This is a genomic window from Actinomadura sp. NPDC048394 (assembly GCF_040651755.1).
GTDB classification, from domain to species: domain Bacteria; phylum Actinomycetota; class Actinomycetes; order Streptosporangiales; family Streptosporangiaceae; genus Spirillospora; species Spirillospora montaniterrae.
In genome coordinates, this window is record NZ_JBEZJL010000023.1 from 26,817 (window position 1) to 40,971 (window position 14,155).

Annotated in this window: 14 protein-coding genes; 11 read left to right on the forward strand and 3 right to left on the reverse strand. The window is 73.6% G+C overall.

The features are described from left to right. The first annotated feature begins 78 nt into the window (after positions 1-78). Genes AB0C78_RS18410 through AB0C78_RS18420 form a run of 3 tightly spaced genes read left to right on the forward strand, consistent with a single transcriptional unit; the run spans position 79 to position 2,440 of the window. Positions 79-1,305: a sensor domain-containing protein gene (locus tag AB0C78_RS18410; protein ID WP_360749051.1), complete on the forward strand. Its 1,227-nt coding sequence runs from the start codon at positions 79-81 to the stop codon at positions 1,303-1,305. Next, a complete protein-coding gene (locus AB0C78_RS18415; protein ID WP_360749054.1) occupies positions 1,293-1,931 on the forward strand; it encodes a response regulator transcription factor in 639 nt (212 codons plus the stop codon). The genes AB0C78_RS18410 and AB0C78_RS18415 overlap by 13 nt, the downstream gene beginning before the upstream one ends. After that, on the forward strand, positions 1,928-2,440 hold the full coding sequence (locus AB0C78_RS18420; RefSeq protein WP_360749057.1) for an NUDIX hydrolase: 513 nt from the start codon (positions 1,928-1,930) through the stop codon (positions 2,438-2,440). The genes AB0C78_RS18415 and AB0C78_RS18420 overlap by 4 nt, the downstream gene beginning before the upstream one ends. Here AB0C78_RS18420 and AB0C78_RS18425 read toward each other — a convergent pair. Further along, entirely contained in the window at positions 2,388-3,722 is a 1,335-nt protein-coding gene (locus AB0C78_RS18425; protein ID WP_360749060.1) for an aminotransferase class I/II-fold pyridoxal phosphate-dependent enzyme, read from the reverse strand. The genes AB0C78_RS18420 and AB0C78_RS18425 overlap by 53 nt on opposite strands. Before the next feature lie 129 nt (positions 3,723-3,851). On the opposite strand from AB0C78_RS18425, the gene AB0C78_RS18430 reads away from it, so the two are divergent. Genes AB0C78_RS18430 through AB0C78_RS18450 form a run of 5 tightly spaced genes read left to right on the forward strand, consistent with a single transcriptional unit; the run spans position 3,852 to position 8,304 of the window. Next, positions 3,852-4,790 (forward strand): hypothetical protein, encoded by a 939-nt coding sequence (locus AB0C78_RS18430; protein WP_360749062.1) that lies wholly within the window; start codon positions 3,852-3,854, stop codon positions 4,788-4,790. Continuing rightward, entirely contained in the window at positions 4,787-5,596 is an 810-nt protein-coding gene (locus AB0C78_RS18435) for a deaminated glutathione amidase (RefSeq protein ID WP_360749066.1), read from the forward strand. Before AB0C78_RS18430 ends, AB0C78_RS18435 begins: the two co-directional genes overlap by 4 nt. Further along, a complete protein-coding gene (locus AB0C78_RS18440) occupies positions 5,593-6,543 on the forward strand; it encodes an ABC transporter substrate-binding protein (RefSeq protein ID WP_360749069.1) in 951 nt (316 codons plus the stop codon). Before AB0C78_RS18435 ends, AB0C78_RS18440 begins: the two co-directional genes overlap by 4 nt. Positions 6,544-6,556: 13 nt before the next feature. Further along, positions 6,557-7,495 carry an amino acid ABC transporter permease gene (locus tag AB0C78_RS18445; protein ID WP_360749325.1) on the forward strand — a complete coding sequence of 313 codons (939 nt, stop codon included), beginning with the start codon at positions 6,557-6,559 and terminating at the stop codon, positions 7,493-7,495. A gap of 56 nt (positions 7,496-7,551) precedes the next feature. Next, positions 7,552-8,304, forward strand: a complete 753-nt coding sequence (locus AB0C78_RS18450) for an amino acid ABC transporter ATP-binding protein (RefSeq protein WP_173101883.1) — start codon at positions 7,552-7,554, stop codon at positions 8,302-8,304. Between the two features lie 61 nt (positions 8,305-8,365). Here AB0C78_RS18450 and AB0C78_RS18455 read toward each other — a convergent pair whose 3' ends face one another. After that, complete coding sequence (locus AB0C78_RS18455; RefSeq protein WP_360749073.1) at positions 8,366-9,019, reverse strand: TetR/AcrR family transcriptional regulator; 654 nt, start codon at positions 9,017-9,019, stop codon at positions 8,366-8,368. A gap of 73 nt (positions 9,020-9,092) precedes the next feature. Here AB0C78_RS18455 and AB0C78_RS18460 point away from each other — a divergent pair, with 73 nt between their 5' ends. Together AB0C78_RS18460 and AB0C78_RS18465 are read left to right on the forward strand one after the other, a co-directional pair. Then, a complete protein-coding gene (locus tag AB0C78_RS18460; RefSeq protein WP_360749076.1) occupies positions 9,093-10,670 on the forward strand; it encodes an ATP-binding cassette domain-containing protein in 1,578 nt (525 codons plus the stop codon). A gap of 109 nt (positions 10,671-10,779) precedes the next feature. Further along, the gene (locus AB0C78_RS18465) at positions 10,780-11,652 is read left to right on the forward strand and encodes an alpha/beta hydrolase (RefSeq protein WP_360749079.1); all 873 of its coding nucleotides are present in this window, start codon (positions 10,780-10,782) and stop codon (positions 11,650-11,652) included. 14 nt (positions 11,653-11,666) lie between these two features. On the opposite strand, the gene AB0C78_RS18470 is transcribed toward AB0C78_RS18465, so the two are convergent. Continuing rightward, positions 11,667-12,596: a LysR substrate-binding domain-containing protein gene (locus AB0C78_RS18470; protein ID WP_360749082.1), complete on the reverse strand. Its 930-nt coding sequence runs from the start codon at positions 12,594-12,596 to the stop codon at positions 11,667-11,669. Positions 12,597-12,711: 115 nt separating this feature from the next. Between AB0C78_RS18470 and AB0C78_RS18475 the strand changes: the two genes are divergently transcribed. After that, positions 12,712-14,148, forward strand: coding sequence for a 2-hydroxymuconic semialdehyde dehydrogenase (locus AB0C78_RS18475; protein ID WP_360749085.1), 1,437 nt, complete (start codon positions 12,712-12,714; stop codon positions 14,146-14,148). Positions 14,149-14,155 lie beyond the last annotated feature (7 nt).

Here is a 14,155-nt window from a genome sequence, read left to right on the forward strand (position 1 = left end):
GGCAGGGGGCCTGGCTCCGGTGCGCCGCGCGGCGCGCTCACATAGCGTGTGCGGTGAGACGACATGACAAGGGCACAGATGAGCGTGACAGCGGCGCTGCGGCGCAGCGCGGAGGCGACCGGCCGGCTGGTGGGCGCGCTGCGCATCACCGTGCCCGCGCTGTTCGGCGTGGCGCCGCTGCTGCTGTTCCTCGCCCTGCTGGTCGTCGCGCTGCCCTGGCTTCCGGACGCCGTCAAACCGCTGCGCGCGCTCGCGAACGCGGAACGCCGCCGGGCGGGTCAGGTGCTCGGCCGCGAGATCCCCGAGCCGTACGGGCGGGAGGACGCCGGGCTGCGGGAGGCGCGCCGGATCGTGCGTTCGCCGGCGCTGTGGCGCGACATCGCGTGGATGGTGGCGCACGGGTACACGGGCCTGCTGATGGCGGTGCTGGCGGTCGGGCTCTGGCCGGCGATCCCGTACTCGGCGTCGATGCCGCTGTGGTGGTGGGCGGCGCCGAAGGGCTCGGTGTCGGCGTTCGTAGATCTGTACACCTGGCCGCAGGCGCTCACGCTCCCGTTGCTCCAGACGGCCTTCGACCTGGCGCTGCTGCTGTGGCTCGTGCCGCGGCTCGTGCGCTGGCAGGCGCGGCTGGCGGAGGTGCTGCTGCGCCCCACCCGCCGCACCAGCCTGACCGAGCGGGTCGAGGAGCTCACCGAGACCCGCGCCGAGGCGCTGGAGGCGCACGGCGCCGAGCTGCGCCGGATCGAGCGCGACCTGCACGACGGGACGCAGGCGCAGCTCGTCGCGGTCGCGCTGCGGCTCGGCCTCGCCGACCGCCGCTTCGACACCGACCCGGACGCCGCCCGCGCGCTGTTCCTGGAGGCGCGGGACGGCGTGGAGGAGGCGCTGACCCAGCTGCGGACCGTCATCCGCGGCGTGTACCCGCCGATCCTGTCCGACCGGGGCCTCGCCGGGGCCGTGCGCGCGCTCGCCGCCGGGCAGCACATCCCGGTCGAGATGGACCTCGACGAGGCCGGACGAGCGCCCGCGGCCGTCGAGGCCGCCGCCTACTTCGTCGTCGCGGAGGCGCTCACCAACATCGCCAAGCACAGCGGAGCCCGCACCGCGTCCGTCACCGTCCGCCGCGAAGGGGCCCGGCTGCTGATCCGGGTGCGCGATGATGGCAAGGGCGGGGCCGACGCGGGCCGCGGGAGCGGGCTGGCCGGCATCCGCCGCCGGGTGGCCGCGCTCGACGGGACCACCCGCATCGACAGCCCCGACGGGGGAGGGACGACGCTGGAAGCGGACCTGCCGTGCGGATCGTGATCGCCGAGGACAACGTGCTGCTGCGCGAGGGCCTGGTGCTGCTGCTGACCTCCGACGGGCACGAGGTCGCCGCGGTCGCCGGCAGCGGCCCCGAGGTGCTGCCCGCGCTGCTGGAGCACCGGCCCGACGCCGCCGTCCTGGACGTCCGGCTCCCGCCCGGGTTCCGGGACGAGGGCCTGCGCGCCGCCATCGAGGCCCGCAAGCGCATCCCCGGCCTCCCGGTGCTGGTGCTGTCGCAGTACGTGGAGGAGACCTACGCCGCCGAGCTGCTGTCCGGGGGCGCGGAGGGCGTCGGGTACCTGCTCAAGGACCGCGTCAGCCGGGTCGACGAGTTCCTCGACGCGCTGTCGCGCGTCGCCGCCGGCGGCACCGCCCTCGACCCCGAGGTCGTCTCGCAGCTGATGACCTCCCGCAGCGACCCGCTGCAGGCCCTCACGCCGCGCGAGCGCGAGGTGCTCGGGCTGATGGCGCAGGGCCTCGACAACGCCACGATCGCGACGACCCTCGTCATCACCGAGCGGTCGGTCAGCAAGCACATCGGCGCGGTGTTCGCCAAGCTGGGCCTGCCGCCGACCGACAGCGGGCACCGGCGCGTCCTGGCCGTCCTCGCCTACCTCAACTCATGACCGCCGGGTCCGTGCCCCGCGTCCGGCGGGCCGTCCGGGCGCTGCTGCTCGACGGCGGCGACCTGGTCCTGCTGCGCCGCACCGTGCCGGGCCGCGCCGTCTACTGGACGACGCCGGGCGGCAAGATCGAGCCGACCGACGCCGGTCCGGAGGCGGCGCTGCGCCGCGAACTCGACGAGGAGCTCGGCGCCACCGCCGGGCCCGTCCGGCAGGTGTTCGCGTGCGCCGAGCAGACCCCCGAGCTGCACCGCCTCAACGTCTTCTACGTCTGCCGGCTCCTGACGATGGACCTGGCGCGCCGCCACGGCCCCGAGTTCGACGACCCGTCCAAGGGCGAGTACGGCGTCGACCGCTTCCCGTGCACGCCGGCGGGCCTGGCGCCGGTCGACCTCATCCCGGAGACGCTGGGCGTGTACCTGCAGATGCACGCCGACGAGCTGCCCGGGCTCGCCGCTCTCAGTGAGGACCCGCCGCCAGCGCCACGAGGTCGGCGAGCTCCGCGACGCTGAGCGGGGCGTCGGGAAGGCGGCCGGTCGCGATCCGGACGTGGGCGCCCGCCGGGACGATCTGGTACCGGCTGCCCGGGACCGCGGCGACCCCGTGCGCCGCGAGCGTGACCAGCGCGGCGGACTCGTCGGCGACCGGGACCCACAGCATCAGCCCGTCCCGGTTCCCGGTGCGGACGCCGCGCTCGGCGAGGGCGGACGCGAGGCTCTCGCGGCGTTCGGCGTAGGCGGCGCGGGCCCGGGCGACGGCCGCGACGGCGCCCGGATCGGTCAGCAGGTGCGCCAGCGCGTCCTGGAGGACGCGGCTCGTCCAGCCGGTGCCGAAGCTGCGCAGCACGCGGACGCGCTCCACCGGTTCGGCCGCGCCGCCGATCACGGCGATGCGCAGATCGGGGCCGTGCGACTTGGAGTACGAGCGGACGAGCACCGTCCGCTCGGGGAGGTGCGCTCCGAGGCTGACCATCGGCGAGGACGACACCTCGCCGGTCCCGTCGTCCTCGACGGCGAGGGTGTTGGTCGGGGCGAGCAGCTCCGCGAGGGCCGCCGCCCGCGCCGGGGTCAGCGCGTGCCCGCGCGGGGTGTGGGCGCGCGGCTGGTAGACGAACGCGGCGGGCTTGGTGGCGAGCGCCTCGGCGAGCGCGTCCGGCTCGGGCCCCTCGTCGTCGCAGGCGACCGGCACGACCTCGGCGCCCTGCGCCTCCAGGATGTCGAGCAGGCGGGCGCCGGTCGGGTCCTCGACGGCGACGCGGTCTCCCGGCACGGCGACGGTCTGGCAGACGAGCTGGACGCCCTCGTAGCCGCCGCCGACGGCGAGCATCCCGGCGGGAGGGAACGGCCAGGCGGGCTCGACGGCCGCGCGCAGCGCCGGGGTGATCGTCTCCCGGGCGTAGTCGTTCAGCCGCGCGGTGCGGGCGCCGGCGGCCAGCGCGGCGTCCAGCGGCGGCAGCAGCGCCGGGTCGGGCGCGGCGATCGCGAGGTCGACGGCCAGCCGGTTGCCGAACTCGCCGATGCGCTCGTACCGGGTCGGGTGCGGGACGTTCGGCGGGCCGATCACGACCGTGCCGCGGCGCCGCTGGGCGCTGACGACGCGGTGCCGGCGCAGCGTCGACCAGGCGTCGGCGACGGTGCCGGGGCTGACGCCGAGCTCGGCGGCCAGCCCCCGCACGGTCGGCAGCCGCGTCCCGGCCGGGAGCTCCCCGCTGCGGATCAGGTTGGTCATCGAGGCGGCGATGCCCCGGGCCGTGCGGTCGCCGATGCGCTCGGCCAGCCATGCCGCGTCGATCACGTTACCTCCGCGCAAAACTTTGTGTAGTAACAAAACACCCATTGTACGCGGTACAAACGCGGCCTAAAGTCGGGTCCCATCGCGCCCAGAGCGCGGCAAACCCCCTGTCACATGCAGAAATGGAGCGTTGTGCCGATTCCACGTATTCGCCTGGCGCTGCGGGACTGGGACCATCTCGTCCCGCTGCTCACCGGCCGGGTGCGCGCCCGCGGCGTGGCGCTGGAGATCGAGACCCGGGAGGTCACCCCGGACGTCCTCGCCGAACCGGACCTGGACGGCGGCGAGACGTCGTTCAGCCGGTACGCCCTCGGCCGCGGCGACGGCGACGAGCGCCTCGCCGGGCTGCCGGTGTTCGTGATGCGCGGCTTCCGGCAGCGCTGCGTGCTCGTCCGGAACGACAGCGCGTTCGCCGCGCCGCGCGACCTGGCCGGCGCGACGATCGGGCTGACCGGCTGGCCCGACTCCGGCAACACCTGGACCCGGGCGCTGCTGCGCGCCGAGGGCGTCGACCTGTCGGCGATCCAGTGGCGCGTCGGCCCCCTGACCGAGGGCGAGTCCGGCAAGGACCGGCTCGGGACGCGCCCGCTTCCCGCCAACGTGCGGGTCGCGGACCGCTCGCTGGTCGACGGGCTCGCCGACGGCACCTTCGACGCCGTCTTCACCCCGTTCATGCCGCCGGAGATGTTCACGCCGCACAGCCGGTTCCGGCACCTCTACGAGGACCACCGCGGCGCCGAGCAGGAGTACTTCGCCCGCACCGGCTTCGTCCCCGGCATCCACATCCTTGCCCTGAAACGCGAGGTCGTGGACGAGCACCCGTGGCTGCCCGAAGTGCTGCAGGACGCCTTCGACGAGTCCAAGCGCGTGTGGCTGCAGCGCCGCCGGCTGCTCACCGACACCACCCCCTGGCTGCTGGACGAGCTGGAGACCCAGGCGCGCCTCTTCGGCGCCGACTGGATGCCGTACGGCGCCGAGGCCAACGCCGCGATGGTCGCGGCGTTCTGCGAAGAACTGCACGAGCAGGGCATCGCGCCCCGCCCCATCAAGGCCGAGGAGGTCTTCGCGTGAGGATCGCCGTGGGCCAGTTCGCCTCCACCGAGGACTGGCAGACCAACCTCAAGACCTGCATGACGCTCGTCGACGAGGCCGTGGAGGGCGGCGCGGACCTGCTCGTCCTGCCCGAGGACTCCCTCGCGCTGTTCATCGACGAGCCCCACCGGATCGCCGAGGCCGCGCAGCCGCTCGACGGCCCGTTCGTCACGGGCCTGCTGGAGCACACCGCGGGCACCCGCACCACCGTCGTCGTCGGGATCCACGAGCCCGCCGGAGACGGAAAGGTGCACAACACCCTCGCCGCGATCCGCGACGGCGGGATCGTCGCCGCGTACCGGAAGGTCCACCTGTACGACGCGTTCGGCTCGCGGGAGTCCGACCGGGTCCGCCCCGGCGACGGCGAACCCGTGGTGTTCGACTGCGCCGGCTGGCGGGTGGGGCTCATGACCTGCTACGACGTAAGATTCCCGGAAATGGCCAGACTGCTGGTCGACGCGGGCGCCGAGGTGCTCGCCCTGCCGGCGGCCTGGGTGCGCGGCCCCGCCAAGGAGCGGCACTGGGAGGTCATGGTCACCGCCCGGGCGCTGGAGAACACCTGCTACGTGGCGGCCTCCGGCGAGTGCGGCCGCCGCAACATCGGCGCGAGCATGGTCGTCGACCCGCTCGGCATCGTCCGCGACCGGCTCGCCGACCGGCCCGGGCTGCTGTGGGCGGTCGCCGACCGCGAGGAGCTCGACGAGGCCCGGCGCAAGCTGCCGGTGCTCGCGAACCGGCGCTTCCGGGTCGACCCGTCCATCCGGCCCAGAGAGGAGACGGCATGAGGGGCCGCACGGCGATCTCCGCCGCGCTCGCGGGCGCGCTGCTCGCCGCGACGGCCGCGTGCGGCGCGAACCCGCCCGAGGCCGAGGGGATCCTCGGCGGCGGCAAGTCCGCGCAGGGCGTCAAGGACGCCGACCTGCGCCAGACCATCGACCACGCGCTGCACGACGCGCTGCCCGCCAAGAAGAAGGCGTCCGGCAAGCTGATCTCGGTCAACAACGGCTCGTTCCCGCCGTACGAGATCGCCGGGTCGGACGGCCGGTCGCTGTCGGGCGCGTCCGCCGACCTCGCGACCGCGCTCAGCCAGCTGCTCGGAGTGAAGATCGAGCACGTCACCGTCGACGGGCTGCCCAGCGAGCTGACCGGCATCAAGGCGGGCCGGTACGACTTCGCGCTCGGCCCGATCGGCGACTTCCCCGACCGGGAGGGCGACAACGTCTTCGTCGACTGGGTGCGCGAGTTCGTCGTGTTCGCCGTCCCGAAGGGCAACCCGAAGCACATCGGTTCCATCGCCGACACGTGCGGGCTGAAGATCTCGGTGATGGCGGGCGGCTCCGCCGAGGACGTGGTCAAGAAGCAGTCGGGCACCTGCGTCCAGCAGGGCAAGCCGGCCGTGCAGGTCCAGTCGTACAAGGACCAGCCGACCGCGACCCTCGCCGTCCGCTCCCATCGCGCCGACGCGTTCTTCTCCTCGCAGGCGCCGCTCGGCTACTTCGTCAAGCAGTCCGGCGACGACCTGCAGCTCGCGGGCACCGGGAAGGCCAACGGGTTCGGCGACCTCTACCAGGGCGCCGTCGTGGCGAAGGACTCGCCGCTGAAGGACGTCCTGCTGCGGGCGCTGCGCAAGCTCGTGGAGAACGGCACCTACAAGAAGGTCATGACCGAATGGGGACTGACCGCGAACATGCTCGACGAGCCGGGCGTGAACCTGGCGCCCAGGGAGGGGTGAACCGCCGGTGACCATGACCGAGAAGCGCTCCGGCGACGCCGTCGCCGACGTCGACGTGGCCGGCGCGGCGCACGTCCGGCACCCGCTGCGGTGGGTGGCCTCGCTGGTCGTGCTGGTCCTCGCGGCCCAGTTCGTCCACCTGCTCTGGACCAACGACAACTTCCAGTGGGACGTCGTCGGCCGCTACATCAACGCCTCCCTCATCGGGGACGGTATCGCCGTCACGCTCGAACTCACCGTCATCGCGATGGCGGTCGGCATCGCGGGCGGGATCCTGCTCGCGGTCGGGCGGCTGTCGGACAACCCGCTGCTGCGCACCGCCTGCGGGCTCTACGTGTGGTTCTTCCGCGGCATCCCGGTGCTGGTGCAGCTGGTCATCTGGTACAACCTGTCGGCGCTGCTGCCGCGCATCTCGGTCGGGATCCCGTTCGGGCCGGAGTTCGCGCACGGCAGCACCAACCAGCTCATCACCCCGCTGGTCGCCGCGATCCTCGGGCTCGGCCTGAACGAGGCCGCCTACATGGCCGAGATCATCCGCGGCGGGCTGCTCGCCGTCGACCCCGGCCAGGCCGAGGCCGCGCAGGCGCTCGGGATGGGCGGCGTCCGCACGTTCCGCCGGATCGTGCTGCCGCAGGCGATGCGGTTCATCGTGCCGCCCACCGGCAGCCAGGTGATCAACATGCTGAAGGCCACCTCGCTGGTCAGCGTGATCGCGCTCGCCGACCTGCTCTACACCGTCCAGTCCATCTACAACCGGACGTTCCAGACCATCCCGCTGCTGCTCGTCGCCTGCCTCTGGTACCTCGTGATCACCTCGATCCTGTACGTCGGGCAGTCGTTCATCGAGCACCACTACGCGCGCGGCGCGACCCGCAACGCCCGGCAGGGCTTCTGGGACTTCGTCCTGATGCGGCGCCGCCGCCCGGTTCCGCCCCCGGAGGTGACCGCTTGAGCACGCTGGAGAAGGACAAGCCGCAGGAGAAGGGCGCGCCCCGCAGCGGGGTGCCGATGGTCCGGGCGCGGGGCGTCCGCAAGAAGTTCGGGCACCTGGAGGTGCTGAAGGGCGTCGACCTGGACGTGGACCCCGGCGAGGTCGTCGTGATCCTCGGGCCGTCCGGGTCCGGCAAGTCGACGTTCCTGCGCTGCGTCAACCACCTGGAGACCATCGACGGCGGCTCGGTGCACGTGGACGGCGAGCTGATCGGGTTCAGCGCGTCCGGCGGGAAGGTGCGGCACCTGCGCAAGCGCGACGTCACCCGGCAGCGCCGCGAGATCGGCATGGTGTTCCAGCAGTTCAACCTGTTCCCGCACCTGACCGTCCTGCAGAACGTCATCGAGGCGCCCACGGGCGTGCGCCGGGAGCCCCGGGCCCAGGCGCGGGAGCGGGCCCGCGAGCTGCTCGCCAAGGTCGGGCTCGCCGACAAGGCGGACGGCTACCCGCGCCAGCTGTCCGGCGGCCAGCAGCAGCGCGTCGCGATCGCCCGCGCGCTGGCGATGCGGCCGAAGCTGATGCTGTTCGACGAGCCGACGAGCGCGCTGGACCCCGAGCTGGTCGGCGACGTGCTGGAGACGATGAAGACCCTCGCCGAGGAGGGCCTCACCATGATCGTCGTCACGCACGAGATCGGCTTCGCGCGCGAGGTGGCCGACCGGGTCGTGTTCATGGACGGCGGGGTCGTCGTCGAGTCGGGACGGCCCGCCGACGTGCTCGACAACCCGTCGAACGAGCGTACGAAGGCGTTTCTCAGCAAGGTCCTCTGACCGCTCCGCGCCGCGCCCGGTCCCGTGTCGTCGGGGCCGGGCGCGGCCCGTTTCCGCCGGCTCAGATCCGGTGGGCGATCCCGTCCAGGAGGAAGTCGAGACCGCGGGCGAACGCGTCGTCCCAGTCGTGGCCGCTGAGGTGCCCGTGCGCCGCCAGGCTCGGGTACCGGTCCCGCTCCCGGGCGAGGAGGCCGTCCGCTGCCTCTCGTGCCTCGTCGGCGCCGCCGGAGGCGACCTGCATCAGCGCGGAGCCGATGACGAGATTGGCGAGCGCGTAGGCCGCCGCGACCAGGTCGGGGCCGGTGAGGCCCGCGCCGGCGAGCGAAGCGTGCAGGAACTCGGTGCGCGCCAGGACGTTCGGGCCCAGCAGCGGACGCCCGAGCACGGCGACCGACCACGGATGGCGCAGCATCGCCGCCCGCCATCCGTGCACCAGCGAGGCCACGTCCGCGCGCCAGCCGCGCGCGCCCGGCGGGACCGCCACCTCGCCGAAGATCGTGTCGAGGGCGAGGTCGAGCACGTCGTCCTTGGTCTTGACGTGCCAGTACAGCGTCGTGGATCCGGTGTCCAGGCGCTCGGCGAGCCGGCGCATCGTCAGCCGGTCCGCGCCCTCCTCGTCCAGCAGCGCCACGGCCTCGGCGACGATCCGCCCGCGGCTCAGCGGCGGCGCCTCGCGCCGCCGGCGGGTCTCGCGCAGCCACACGCTCTCGGTCATGCGACCAGGCTAGTACATTGGGCGGGTACTAGATCTATGATCCGGTATATCGAACGCTGTACGAGGAGGCGCGATGGGGCACATCGAGGTGAGCCGCCTGACGTACCTGCTGCCGGACGGCCGGCCGCTGCTCGACGACGTCTCCTTCCGGATCGGCGAAGGAGCGAAGGCCGCGCTCGTCGGCCCGAACGGCGCGGGCAAGACCACGCTGCTGCGCCTGATCGCCGGGGACGTCGCGCCGTCGTCCGGAACCGTGACGAGCACCGGCGGGCTCGGGGTGATGCGGCAGTTCATCGGCGGCGTCCGGGACGACCGCACCGTCCGCGACCTGCTGCTGTCGGTGGCGCCCGCACCGGTTCGCGCCGCCGCCGGGGCACTGGCGAGGGCGGAGCGCGAGCTGGGCGAGAGCGAGGAGAGCCAGTTCGCCTACGCGCGGGCCATCGCCGACTACACCGACGCGGGCGGCTACGACATCGAGGTCGTCTGGGACACCTGCACGACCGCCGCGCTCGGCCTGCCCTTGGACCGTGCCGCGGCGCGCGGCGTCCGCACGCTGTCGGGCGGCGAGCAGAAGCGGCTCGTCCTGGAAGCGCTGCTGCGCGGCCCCGACGAGGTGCTCCTGCTCGACGAGCCCGACAACTACCTCGACGTGCCCGGCAAGGAGTGGCTGGCCGGACGGCTGCGGGCGGCGGGCAAGACCGTCCTGCTGGTCTCGCACGACCGGCGGCTGCTGGCCGACGCCGCCGACCGCATCGTCACCGTGGAGTCCCGGGACCTCTGGGTGCACGGCGGCGGCTTCGCCGGGTACGCGGCGGCGCGGCGCGAGCGCACCGACCGGCTGCACGAGCGGCGCCGCCGATGGGACGAGGAGCACGCGCGGCTCAAGCGGCTGGTCCACACGCTGCGGCAGCGGGCGGCGAACAACGACGCGGTCGCCTCGTCGTACCAGGCGGCGCGCACCCGGCTGCGCCGGTTCGAGGAGGCCGGGCCGCCGCGGAGCGCGCCGAAGGAGCAGAACGTGCGGATGCGGTTGCGCGGCGGCCGCACCGGCAAGCGCGCCCTGGTGTGCGAGGCGCTGGAGCTGACCGGCCTCGCCCGTCCCTTCGACCTGGAGGTCCGGTACGGCGAGCGCGTCGCGGTGCTGGGCTCGAACGGCTCGGGCAAGTCGACGTTCCTGCGGCTGCTCGCCGGGGCCGACGTGCCGCACGGCGGCGAGGCGCGGCTCGGGGCGCGGGTCGTCCCCGGCCACTTCGTCCAGACGCACGCGCGGCCGGACCTGCACGGCCGGACGCCGGCCGAGACCGTCATGTCCGAGCACGCCCTGACCCGCAACGACGCGATGGCGGCGCTGGCCCGCTACGAGCTGGCGCCCGCAGGGGCCCGGCCGTTCGAGACGCTGTCGGGCGGGCAGCAGGCGCGGCTGCAGATCCTGCTGCTGGAGCTGTCCGGTGCGACGCTGCTGCTCCTCGACGAACCGACCGACAACCTCGACCTGGCGAGCGCCGAGGCGCTGCAGGACGGTCTCGCGGCGTACTCCGGGACCGTCCTGGCCGTCACGCACGACCGCTGGTTCGCCGCCGACTTCGACCGGTACCTGGTGTTCGGCGCCGACGGACGGGTCACCGAGTCGGACGAGCCGGTCTGGGCATAGCCGGATGGGTGCCGGCATAGCGCGATGGTGATAGCGGGGGACGAGACGGGTATTTGATCGATCCGGGGCACCGGGGGGAGGCTGGGGCGGACCGGGAGGGGTGGGTGGAGTGGTCGATCTGGACGACTGGCCGGGCAGCGAGCTGAGCGACGAGGAACTGGACGTCGCCTACAACGTGCGGCGCAAGGCCGGGCCCGAGCTGTTCGAGCGGCACATGGCCCGGTACCGGGCCGAGTCGGAGGCGGCCGTGGACGGGCTGCCGGGCCACCCGGGGATCGTCTACGACGAGCCGAGCGGTGAGCGGCTGGACGTGTGGGGCGTCGGCGACGACGGCCTGCGCCCGGTGTTCGTGTTCCTGCACGGCGGCTACTGGATGGCGCTGTCGCGCGCCGACTCGTCCTTCATGGCGCGCGCGCTCTACGAGCACGGCATCGCCACTGTCGTCCCGGACTACACCCTCGCGCCGAAGGCAACGCTGGAGGAGATCGTCCGGCAGGTGCGGGCGTCCATCGCCTGGGTGCACCGGCACGGCCGCGAGCACGGCCTCGACCCGGAGCGGATCGTGGTCGGCGGCAGCTCCGCCGGCGGGCACCTCACCGGCATGACGATGGTCGGCGGCTGGCAGGAGGGGTTCGGCCTGCCCGAGGACGTCGTGAAGGCCGCCATGCCGTTCAGCGGGCTGTTCGACATCCGCCCGATCACCCGCGTCTACGTCAACGAGTACGTGAAGCTGGACGTGGAGCGGGCCGCGGCGCTCAGCCCCGCGCTGCTGCCGCGCGAGCGGCGCTGCCCGGCGGTCATTGCGGTCGCCGAGCACGACGGCACCGGGTTCGTGGAGCAGTCGCGGAGGTTCGCGCCGCTGTGGGACGGCGGCGAGGCGATGGTGGTGCCGGACCGCGACCACTTCGACGTGGTGCTCGACCTCGGCGACCCGGCGTCGGCGCCCTTCAAAGCGCTGCTCGGCCTGGTCCGCTCTCTGTGATCAGGCCGCTGTGATCACGCCGCCGCGATCTTCGTGGCCTCGCGGCGCAGGTGGTCGAGCATCAGCCGGGCCGACGGGGTCGGCGCGCGGTGCGCGGGCAGCGTGACGCCGACCTGGCGGCGGACGGTCTCCAGCGGCACCGGCAGCGGCGCGATGTCGCCATCGGTCCGGGCGACCAGCTGCGGCAGCGCGGCGATCATGTCGGTGTCGCGGACCAGCGTCCGGACGGTCAGCACCGACGTGCACTCGACCAGGTCGCCGGGCGGCTCGAGGCCCTCGGCGCGGAACACCTGCTCCAGCTCGGCGCGCAGTGCGGTCTGCTCCAGCGGCAGCACCCACGGGTAGTCGAGCAGGTCGGCGAGCGCGAGCCCGGCGCGGGACCGGGCCGGATGGCCGTGCCGCGCCACCAGCCGGATCGGCTCGCCGTACAGGGTGATCTGGCGCAGCCCGCGCAGGTCGCCGATCGGGTTGAGGCGGCCGAGGATCAGGTCGATCTCGCCGTCCAGCAGCCGCGGCACCTGCGCGTCGAAGGTGGCCTCCTGGACGATCACGGTGATGCCGGGGCGGTCCTTCTTCAGCGCCGCGATCGCGCGCGGCAGCAGCACGTTCGAGCCGGCCAGCAGGGTGCCGATGGTGACGGTGCCGACCTCGCCGTCGGCGAGGCCGCTGATCCGCTCGCCGGCGCGGCGCAGCTCGGCCAGCACGGCCCGGGCGTGCTCGACGAACGCGTCGCCGAACATCGTCGGCGTCACGCCGCGCGGGCCGCGGGTGAACAGCTCGACGCCGAGGATGTGCTCGACCTCGCGGAGGCTGCGCGTCACCGCGGGCTGCGCCAGCCGCAGGTGCTCGGCGGCGCGCAGCACGCTGCCCTGGTCGGCGATGGCGACGACGAGGACGAGGTGCCGCAGCTTCAGCCGCCCGTTGAGCAGGTCGATCGCGCGCATACCGCTTTGATATCACAGCATCGTCATAGCTCTGCGGATCTTTGGTATTTGCACGGCATAGCTCCGCGGGCAGAGGATCGGACCGTCCGGGCAGATCGCGTCGTGGAGGAGCGGAATGAAGGCTGAGCACTACGTCGGCGGGGAGTTCCGTTCGGACGGACCGGCCTTCCCGCTGATCTCGCCCGCGGACGGCGCGGAGATCGGCGCCGTCCCGGAGGCGCCGCGCGAGGTCGTGGACGACGCGGTGGCGGCGGCGCGCGAGGCGCTGCGCGGGCCCTGGGGCGCGGCCGGCGTCGAGGAGCGGGCCGCGGCGATGCGCCGGATCGCCGACGGGATCCAGGCGCGGTTCGCGGAGTTCGTGGACGCCGAGATCGCCGACACCGGCCGTCCCCGCGCGTTCGCCGAGACCGTCGACGTGCCCCGCGCCATCGGCAACTTCCGCGCCTATGCCGACCTGCTGTACGGGCGGCCCGAGCGGGCCTACACCACGCAGGTCCCGGGCTGGAGCGCCGGCGGCGGGCAGGCCCTGAACTACACGGTGCGGCGCCCGCTCGGCGTCGTCGCGATCATCTCGCCGTGGAACCTGCCGCTGCTGCTGATGACCTGGAAGGTCGCGCCGGCGCTCGCGGCCGGGAACGCGGTCGTCGTCAAGCCGTCGGAGGAGACGCCGTCCACCGCGACGCTGCTCGCCCAGGTCATCGACCAGGCGGGGCTGCCGGCGGGCGCCTTCAACCTGGTGCACGGGCACGGCCCGGGCGCCGCCGGGGAGTTCCTCACCGGGCACCCGGGCGTCGACGCCATCGCCTTCACCGGCGAGTCCGCGACCGGTTCGGCGATCATGCGCAACGCCGCCGACCACGTCACGCCCGTCTCGTTCGAGCTCGGCGGCAAGAACCCGGCGCTGGTGTTCGCCGACGCCGACCTCGACGCCGCCGTCGAGGGCACGGTCCGCTCGTCCTTCACCCACTCCGGCCAGATCTGCCTGTGCACGGAACGCGTCTACGTCGAGCGGCCCATCTTCGACGAGTTCGTTGAAGGGCTCGGTGCGCGCGCGAAGGAACTCGCGGACTACGGGCCGATGATCTCCGCCGCGCACCGCGACAAGGTGCTGTCGTACTACCGGCTCGCCCGCGAGGAGGGCGCGACCGTGGTCGCGGGCGGCGGCGCGCCCTCGTTCGGCGACGCGCGCGACGGCGGCTTCCACGTCGAGCCGACCGTGCTGACCGGCCTCCCCGAGACGGCCCGGACCGTCCGCGAGGAGATCTTCGGGCCGGTCTGCCACGTCGCGCCGTTCGACACCGAGGACGAGGCGCTCCGGCTCGCCAACGACAGCCCCTACGGCCTCGCGTCCACCGTCTGGACCCGCGACCTGTCCCGGGCGCACCGGGTCGCGCCGAAGGTGGAGACCGGCATCGTCTGGGTGAACTGCTGGAACCTGCGCGACCTCCGCACCCCCTTCGGCGGCGTCAAAGCCTCCGGGATCGGCCGCGAAGGGGGAGAGTACTCACTGGACTTCTTCTCCGAGCCCGTCAACGTGTGCATCCAGATCTGAGAGCGAG